This window comes from Syntrophorhabdales bacterium (genome assembly GCA_035541455.1).
Classification (GTDB): Bacteria; Desulfobacterota; Syntrophorhabdia; order Syntrophorhabdales; family WCHB1-27; genus JADGQN01.
The window spans coordinates 1-7,625 of the sequence record DATKNH010000005.1 but is presented as its reverse complement, the minus strand read 5'-3'; the positions used below and the strand labels follow the sequence as shown (position 1 = coordinate 7,625).

The following is a 7,625-nucleotide window of genomic DNA, read 5'->3' as shown; positions in this document are numbered from 1 at the left end:
CAGGCCTGTAGCAGAAGGCGTCCCTGCGATCTGAGCGAGGTAGGTCCCGTCGAGATTCTTGATGTGCGCGTCAACATTATCGAAGTAATTGTAATGTATCTGCTCTTCGTCCATGATCAGTTCGAAAAGCTTTGAGCTGATATGGTCCCCATTTTCTTTGCAGATTATGGCGTATTCGTTATAGGACACAATGGTCGCATCCTCGAGGTCTGCGTCGAATCGGAACACCACTTCCACCTTCTGTCCCTGCTGTGTTTTCGCTGCAGGCTCTGCGGTCGGCTCGCCATCCAATTCCTTGATGCGGTCTGCGAACATTTCTGCGTGGCGCATTTCATCTACTGCGATCAGTTTGACTTTGGCCGCCATGTCTCCGTAATCCATGTTATCCAGATTGTAGTGCTGATTCATGTACTGGTGAATGGCGTGCAGCTCGTGTGCGCGCGCTTTATTCAACACCTCAACAACCTTTTGTCTTCTTTCTTCCCTTGAAGCTTGAGCCACGAAACACCTCCTCACTGGTTATTCATAGGTAATAGAAATCGATTGTACAAGCTTCGGCTACGTGCAACTGAACCGGTTATATTCTGTGCACGAGCACGCTTTTTGTCAATTGGTTTTCTTCTTCGCGGTGGCCGGCGGTTGATACTTGCGGAGCATCAGCGAAAGCGTCACGACAGTCACCGAGCTCATTGCCATGGCGAGTCCGGCAAACTCGGGCTTGAGCGTTACGCCGAAGAAAGGATAGAGAATGCCTGCTGCAACCGGTATTAAGGCCGCATTGTAAGCGAATGCCCAGAATATATTCTGCTTGATCCGGGTCATAACTTTCCGCGCCAGCTGCACACCTGCGACCGCGTCCATCAGGTCATCCCGCATGAGGACAATCTGTCCGCTCTCGATAGCCACATCGGTGCCGCTGCCTATCGCAATCCCCACGTCCGCCTGCGCGAGGGCAGGTGCGTCGTTGATGCCGTCCCCCACGAACGCCACGGCTCCGTTCTGTTCCTGAAGCTTCTGCACTTCATGCGCCTTATCCTGCGGCAGTACCTCTGCAATCACTTCGTCAATCCCCACCTGGCGCGCAAGCGCCTGCGCTGTTCTCCTGTTGTCACCTGTTACCATTACAACCTTGAGACCCAAGTTCTTGAGCTCGGAGACAGCTGCTCTGGACGTCTCCTTGAGAGTGTCGGCAACTGCAATGACGCCAACGGCTGCATTTTCCCGAGCAACAAGCATCACTGTCTTGCCTTCCCCTTCCAATTCCCGCACCTTTTCATCCATCTCTTCCGGGTGCAGCACGTTCCGCTCGTGCAAAAAGATCCTGTTGCCGACGAGTATCTCATGACCGCCCACGGTCGCGATCACCCCTTTACCGCCGAAAGTATCAAACTGTTCGGTCTCTTCGATTTCGAGATGTTGCTCTCTGGCTTTTCGGACGATGGCTTCCCCTAAAGGATGTTGCGAATTTGTTTCGACACTGGCTGCAAGTCGTAAGAGTTCACCCTCATCAACGCCTATGGGAAAAATATCCGTCACTTCGGGGCGGCCCTTGGTGAGGGTTCCGGTCTTGTCAAAAGCCACAGCCTTGATCCGCTCCGATAATTCGAGGGCTTCACCACTCTTGATAAGGATGCCAAGTTCGGCTCCCCTGCCCACCCCTACTGTTACGGCCGTTGGCGTGGCAAGGCCCAGGGCACACGGGCAGGCGATGACAAGGATGGATATAAGGGTGGTAAGCGCAAAGAGCAGCGTATTGCCGACAACGAAGTACCAGATAACGAACGCGAGGAGCGCAATACCAAGAACCACGGGTATGAAGTACGTAACGACCCTGTCCGCCAGCCGCTGGACGGGCGGCTTTGCTCCCTGGGCCTCCTCCACGAGCCGTATGATCTGGGCAAGCAACGTGTCCCTGCCCACCCTCAGCGCCTTGAATCTGATCACCCCATTCTGGTTGAGTGTACCCCCAACCACGCTCTCTCCTTCCTTTTTTAGTGCCGGCATCGGTTCGCCCGTTATCATCGATTCATCGACGTAACTTTCACCCGCAACAACCTGACCATCCACCGGAATCTTGCTTCCGGGCTTGACAATCACGATATCCCCGATCTGCACGTCTTCAACAGAGATTTCCGTTTCTTCTCCGTCCCGCGCAATAATGGCCGTCTTGGGCTGCAGGCCTACCAGCTTCTTTATGGCTTCGCCTGTCTTTCCCCTGGCCCGCGCCTCAAGATAGCGGCCCATGGTGAGAAAGGCTGCAAGCATGACCGCGCTGTCGTAGAAGAGAAATTCTCTTGTCAGTATGATCTGGAACGTGCCGAGGATGCTTGCCACGAAAGAAACGCCAATCCCCATGGAATACATGACATCCATGTTCAGATTCCGGTTCCGCAAGGCCCGCCACCCTGCACGAAATATAGGATGACTCACATAAATGAAAGCCGGCGTTGCAACCACGAACATGAAGTACGCCATAACGTGATGAGACATGATCGGCAGGAACATAAGCACCATCAGAGGAATCCCCACAGCGAATCCGACGATCGCCTGATTCCGCTTGTCCCGAAGGTCTTGAAGGCGCGCTGCCTCACCCTCGTCCGTTCTTTCCCCTTCCAGCCCCAGGTACTGGTAGCCTGCCTCCGCAATGGCACTGCGCATATCGCCGATCGTGGTCAATCTTGGATTGTACGTGACAGTTGCCTTTTCAGTCCCCACGTTGACGGTAACGTTCACAACGCCCTGTAGGCGGGAAAGCGCATTTTCGATGCTCTTGGCGCACATCACGCAGGTCATGCCGCCGACACGGAGCGCAACCTTTTCGTCGGCAACACCGTATCCCGCGCCGGTGATAGCCGCCTCGAGCTCGGTGAGTTTTACTCTTGTCCGGTCGTATTCGACAGCAGCCGTCTCTTTGCCGAGATTCACCTGTGCTTCAGAGACGCCCTCGACCTGCGCAAGCGCTTTCTCTACGGCACGGGCGCACATGGCACAGGTCATGCCGGTGACCTTGATCTCTGTTCTTGTCGTAGAGTGGTTCATGATCCGGGACTTTTCACATTCAGCCCTGTAAGTATAGGCTCACCCCTCTTTTTTGTCCATGGTTCCACTGGAATACACGTATTGACAAGTGGCGCGCCCAGCATATAGTATAAGGTAATTCTATGTTTACCCTCTGTGTCAAAGAGAGTTTTGCCGCTGCTCACCGGCTTGAATCGTACCATGGGAAATGCGAGAATCTGCACGGCCATAATTTCAAAGTGGAAGCTCTCTTTGAAGGTGAGCATCTGAGCGAGGAAGGCATGCTGGTCGACTTCGCAATACTGAAAACGCATCTCAACACAATCCTTGCTGAACTCGACCACAAATACATCAACGAGATTCCTTTCTTCCAGGAAAGGGGCAGCTCATCCGAGTATATTGCTCTCTATATTCACGAGCGTCTGAGAACGTTACTTAACGAAAAGGGCGTTTCCGTGAAAGAAGTGCGGGTATGGGAATCGGAGAAGGTCTATGCAGCATACAGAAGTTGAATTGGCCATGAAAGATGTGCAGAACAGCCGCGATCACCGGAACATCGAGATAGACAAGGTCGGCGTAAAAAACGTCACCTACCCCATCACAGTACTCGACAAGGCAAACGGCTATCAGCACACCATTGCCACCATCAACATGTATGTGAACCTTCCTCATAATTACAAGGGCACGCACATGAGCAGGTTCGTGGAGATTCTGCACAGCAAGAAGAGCATGATCAACATGAAGAACCTTCCTGACATCCTGAGGGAGACCAAGGAGAAGCTCCACGCTGAAGCGGCTCACCTTGAGGTACGCTTCCCTTACTTCATCAAGAAGGAAGCACCTGTCACGGGGACCCCGGGATACATTGAGTATACGTGCGGCTTTGTTGGTCACATGGACAAAGATAACGTGATGAGGGACTTCACCGTATCCGTCTCTGTGCCCATCACGACCCTCTGCCCCTGCTCCAAAGAGATCAGCGAACACGGGGCCCACAACCAGCGCGGCGTTGTCACGGTGAATGTCAGGTTCAAGCGATTCTTCTGGATTGAAGATTTGATCTCGGCGATTGAACAGTGTTCCAGTTGCGACGTCTTCTCGGTGCTGAAACGGCGGGATGAGAAATACGTAACGGAGAAGGCCTATCTCAACCCAAAGTTCGTCGAAGACGTTGTCCGTGATGTCGCGGAAAAACTGAATAAGGAACCCAACATAACCTGGTTTACCATCGAAGCTGAAAATTTTGAGAGCATCCACAACCACAGTGCCTATGCGTTCCTGGAGAGTAAAAATAATAATGGAGGGCCGATATGAAAAAATGTGCTGTGCTGATTCTTGCCGTACTGTTGCTCGCAGGCTGTGCATCGACGTGGAACAAGATAACGGGCCAGGAAGATAAGCAGTCGATGCCCAAGAACGAGGCGCCGAACGTTACCTACTACTCTTTCCCTGATATCCCGATACCAACAGAACTGGAACTCGTCAGGGACAAGAGCTTTGTGTACGAGACTTCCAACCTGAAGACAGGCGTGCTTGTACTGAAGGGCAACCTCGACATCAATTCCCTGGAGCAGTATTTCAAAACGAATATGGCGAAGAATAACTGGAAATTCATGAATGGCTTCAAGTATGCCACCGTCATTCTCAATTATACAAAAGACGATAAGGCGGCCCATATCCGGATTTCACGAGAAACCTGGTCAACCTACGTGGAGGTTTGGGTCGGCCCGCTCGACAAGCCTATGATGATGAGTCCCACCACAGAGAGGAAATGAACCCTTACGCGTGGGTAAAGACACATACCGTCGAGAGCATGTTTGAGTCGGACATGCTCAGGGATGCTCTCGACAGAGAAGGTATCGAATATATGGTGAGAGAACACAAGGATACCGCATACGACGGTATTTTTATTCTCCAGAAGGGGTTTGCCACTTTTTTCGTGCGAGCAAAGGACGAGACCGCCGTCCAGACGGTAATACGGCGAATCAAGAACCTCCCCTATGTGGCGTTTTCGAAGGATTGATCCTGGACGCGTCTTATCTGAACTCACCCTCGACAGCCATTATGTAAGCTTCATCGGCGCAGGCGGTAAGACGAGCCTCATAGAGCATCTCGCATCCGTAGGAATCAGACACAAGAAGCGCGCGGTCATCACGACCACGACAAAGATATGGGTGAAAGAGCCCTACGCGCTCCTTTCCGAGCTGCATAGTGGACGTGCGATGCCCGATTTCATGCGCGTGGGCAAGTCGGTTGAGCAGAGAAAACTTACGGGTTTAGAGCCGCAGGAGGTCGCGGCACTCGGTTCAAACTTCGATCTTGTACTGATCGAGGCAGACGGCTCAAAAGGGAAGCCTCTCAAGTATCCTGCGAACTACGAACCTGTGATCCCATCCTTTTCTGACCGGGTAATCCTTATAGCCGGACTCGATGCCTTGTCAGGACGACTAGACGAGCAGGTATTCAGGCATGAACTTTTCGAACGAGCGACCGGCACGCGGGCGGACGCGCATATCACACCTTCTCTATTCCTGCGCTTCATGGAAGACGACGCGATGATGAAAGGGGTGGACCGCGACAAATGCGTGATTGTCCTGAACAAGTATGACGCGTGCGCTGAAAAACACGCGGTACCTGGCATTGCGAAAGCAGTACTGGAAGCGTCGGGGGTCGGTCGTGTACTGGTCTGCAGCATACTATTTGAGACATACTATGATGTCATACGAGTGTAGACAAGGGCAGAGATGCTTCTGCGCAGAAGCTCTTCCTTGCTCTTTTTTAATTGCGTTGGCAGAGAGCTGACAGTTGTCTGCTGAATCCGTTTAAGTTGACACTGCCTCCGATTCCGCATTATAAATCAGGTATGCCTGGGTGGCGGAATAGGTAGACGCAAGGGACTTAAAATCCCTCGGAGCTTCGCTCTGTACGGGTTCGATTCCCGTCTCAGGCATTAGTGCTTGCAAGAACTTACTCGCTACGTCCCGTTTCTGCTTGTGCACAATAACTGGTCAATGTGAGCGTGGCAAAAAGTAATTATGGAGGTGAACCTGTGTTCGGCACTACACTGCGAATCCTCATAGTCGCGGTTGTCTCTCTTCTCTGCTCAGCGTTCGATAGCGGCGCGCAGGGAGTGCTTGGCTCTCCACTCGAGGTGGTGGCCCGGATTTCCTGGCCCGATTTGTCGGGTCTGGCCGTCACGGCAGAGGGCCGCGTCTTCATCGGATTCCCCCGCCACGCCGACAGCCATTCGGGCCCGACACTCGCGGAGTATAAAGATGACGAATTGATCCCGTTCCCCAATCGGGTCATGAGCTTCCCGGGGGAGAAAAACCCCGCAGATCGTTTAGTGTCGGTGCATGGCATGACCATAGACACCAAGGGACGGTTGTGGGTGATCGACACCGGCAAAGAGGCAGGACAACCTATCAAGGCCGGTGCTGCGAAAGTCGTTGGTTTCGATGTCGACACGGGCAAGATTATCGCAAAGGTCATCCTGGCTGCACCTGTCGTGCTGGGGGTCAGCCACCTGAATGACCTGCAGATTGATCTCACGCATGGTGCTCAGGGCACGGCCTTTGTGACCGATTCCTCATTCGGCACGGAGCCGGCTCTGGTAGTAGTGGATCTGGCCAGCGGCCGTTCTCGGCGCATTCTTCAAGGAACGGCTTTTGTCGCGATTGACAGGAGCTTCATGACCTTTCTGGAACACGAGCCCCACGTCTATTCGCGGAGCAACGTGACGTTTCCAGTCGGGGGAGCGAACGGCATAGCCCTGAGTCCCGACAGTTCCAGGCTTTACTGGACCTCGCTAACCGGCAGGCGTCTCTACAGCGCTCCGACTGCTGTTCTGTCAAACCTTGACGCCAGGGAAGCGGATCTTGCGGGGTCTGTACGGGATGAAGGCGAGCGGCCACCCTGTGATGGCATTGCGATAGACCAAGAGGGCCGCATCTATTTCGGCGCCTTCGAACAGGAAAGTATTGTCCGGAGAAATGCTGACGGCACATACGCACTGATCGCTCACGACCCGCGTTTGACATGGCCCGACGCGCTGCAAGTGGCAAATGGTTACCTCTACGTCACCTTAGGGCAATGGAACAGGCACCCCGGCTTCAACGTCGGACACGATCTCAGGGTGCCGCCCTATCTCGTGGTGCGCATAAAGTTGAAGTAGAGGGTGCAGGCCATGAATGATAGTCATCGGTCCGTGCAGGGGCCGGTTATGCCCATCGTTCCTATAGCCTCTTTTCCTAACAAAAATAACCCCTTGGCCAATTGTTTTTGTTTGACAAAATAATAGGCTTGATATGATTCGAGTGCCTTCAGCCATTTCGTGTAGACACAAGTCAATTATCAGTCGTTGAGAAGAATGATCTTATGACGGGAATTCTTGCAATTCTCGGCTTGATCTTTTCTCTTATTATCCCCGGCGCGTCAACGGCGCAGACCACAAAGGAGGGATCGCAATGAAGACAGGTTTGATTATCGGATTGCTGCTCTTGAGTGTCCTCATAGGCTCAACCAGGGTGATGGGCTATACCATCGACGATACGTACTGGGGAGGTTTGCGGAATCACCTGTGGCCGACCACCAGCGATATTGCTGCG

General features: G+C 53.1%; 8 protein-coding genes and 1 tRNA gene. 7 read left to right on the top strand and 2 right to left on the bottom strand.

Going from position 1 to position 7,625, the window contains the following annotated elements; all coding sequences use genetic code 11:
* The coding region (locus VMT71_00290; GenBank protein ID HVN22376.1) for a ferritin-like domain-containing protein at positions 1–501 on the bottom strand (501 nt) is incomplete at its 3' end.
* Between the two features lie 105 nt (positions 502–606).
* Positions 607–3,039, bottom strand: a complete 2,433-nt coding sequence (locus tag VMT71_00285) for a heavy metal translocating P-type ATPase (protein HVN22375.1) — start codon at positions 3,037–3,039, stop codon at positions 607–609.
* 122 nt (positions 3,040–3,161) lie between these two features.
* On the opposite strand from VMT71_00285, the gene queD reads away from it, so the two are divergent.
* The 7 genes from queD to VMT71_00250 all read left to right on the top strand — a co-directional run bounded on the left by queD (position 3,162) and on the right by VMT71_00250 (position 7,192).
* The gene (gene queD, locus VMT71_00280) at positions 3,162–3,530 is read left to right on the top strand and encodes a 6-carboxytetrahydropterin synthase QueD (GenBank protein ID HVN22374.1); all 369 of its coding nucleotides are present in this window, start codon (positions 3,162–3,164) and stop codon (positions 3,528–3,530) included.
* On the top strand, positions 3,511–4,332 hold the full coding sequence (gene folE2 / locus VMT71_00275) for a GTP cyclohydrolase FolE2 (GenBank protein HVN22373.1): 822 nt from the start codon (positions 3,511–3,513) through the stop codon (positions 4,330–4,332). Before queD ends, folE2 begins: the two co-directional genes overlap by 20 nt.
* Entirely contained in the window at positions 4,329–4,793 is a 465-nt protein-coding gene (locus VMT71_00270; protein ID HVN22372.1) for a hypothetical protein, read from the top strand. The genes folE2 and VMT71_00270 overlap by 4 nt, the downstream gene beginning before the upstream one ends.
* Positions 4,790–5,041 (top strand): hypothetical protein, encoded by a 252-nt coding sequence (locus VMT71_00265; protein ID HVN22371.1) that lies wholly within the window; start codon positions 4,790–4,792, stop codon positions 5,039–5,041. The genes VMT71_00270 and VMT71_00265 overlap by 4 nt, the downstream gene beginning before the upstream one ends.
* The gene (gene yqeC, locus VMT71_00260) at positions 5,019–5,750 is read left to right on the top strand and encodes a selenium cofactor biosynthesis protein YqeC (protein ID HVN22370.1); all 732 of its coding nucleotides are present in this window, start codon (positions 5,019–5,021) and stop codon (positions 5,748–5,750) included. Before VMT71_00265 ends, yqeC begins: the two co-directional genes overlap by 23 nt.
* Before the next feature lie 133 nt (positions 5,751–5,883).
* Positions 5,884–5,968 (top strand) — tRNA-Leu (locus tag VMT71_00255).
* Positions 5,969–6,067: 99 nt separating this feature from the next.
* Positions 6,068–7,192 (top strand): L-dopachrome tautomerase-related protein, encoded by a 1,125-nt coding sequence (locus tag VMT71_00250; GenBank protein ID HVN22369.1) that lies wholly within the window; start codon positions 6,068–6,070, stop codon positions 7,190–7,192.
* Positions 7,193–7,625 lie beyond the last annotated feature (433 nt).

Excerpts from the sequence above, each read along its gene's own strand:
- folE2 (HVN22373.1), top strand. The coding sequence starts at position 3,511 with ATGCAGCATACAGAAGTTGAATTGGCCATGAAAGATGTGCAGAACAGC.
- VMT71_00270 (HVN22372.1), top strand. The coding sequence starts at position 4,329 with ATGAAAAAATGTGCTGTGCTGATTCTTGCCGTACTGTTGCTCGCAGGC.
- yqeC (HVN22370.1), top strand. The coding sequence starts at position 5,019 with ATGTGGCGTTTTCGAAGGATTGATCCTGGACGCGTCTTATCTGAACTC.
- VMT71_00285 (HVN22375.1), bottom strand. The coding sequence starts at position 3,039 with ATGAACCACTCTACGACAAGAACAGAGATCAAGGTCACCGGCATGACC.
- queD (HVN22374.1), top strand. The coding sequence starts at position 3,162 with ATGTTTACCCTCTGTGTCAAAGAGAGTTTTGCCGCTGCTCACCGGCTT.
- VMT71_00265 (HVN22371.1), top strand. The coding sequence starts at position 4,790 with ATGAACCCTTACGCGTGGGTAAAGACACATACCGTCGAGAGCATGTTT.